The 515-nt window shown below is 71.1% G+C and carries 1 protein-coding gene; it reads left to right on the top strand.

The window, feature by feature from the left end; translation table 11 throughout:
* Nucleotides 1-515 (top strand): hypothetical protein (locus KBX34_RS33275; RefSeq protein WP_210929019.1); only part of this gene is annotated, 515 nt, incomplete at both ends.

The following is a 515-nucleotide window of genomic DNA, read 5'->3' as shown; positions in this document are numbered from 1 at the left end:
GGCAGCCGGCGCAGGACGTGGACATCGCCTACGGCAGTGACGGCAGCAGCACCTGGACCTACGCGGACGGCACCAAGGTCGACCGCAACGCCGCTGGTGACGTCACGCGTGAGGTGAGCGCGGATGGGGCGACATTCGACCGGTTCACGGCCGACGGCAAGCCCACGCACGGCACCGTGCCAGGGTCGGATGGGCAGCCCGCGCAGGACGTGTCGATTGCTTACGGCCCCGACGGCTCGAGCACCTGGACCTACGCCGACGGCACGACCGTCGACCGCAACGCCGCCGGTGACGTCACCCGCGAGGTGACCGCGGATGGCGCGACGTTCGACCGGTTCACCGCCGACGGCAAGCCGACGCACGGCACGGTGCCGGGGGCTGATGGGCAGCCGGCGCAGGACGTGTCGATTGCTTACGGGGCTGACGGCAGCAGCACGTGGACCTACGCGGACGGCACGACGGTGGACCGTAGTGCCGCTGGTGACGTCACGCGTGAGGTGAGCGCGGATGGTGCG

The organism is Micromonospora sp. M61 (assembly GCF_018070245.1).
Lineage (GTDB): Bacteria > Actinomycetota > Actinomycetes > Mycobacteriales > Micromonosporaceae > Micromonospora > Micromonospora zamorensis.
Note: the sequence above shows the minus strand (reverse complement) of the source record. Positions and strands in the feature narration are given on the sequence as shown.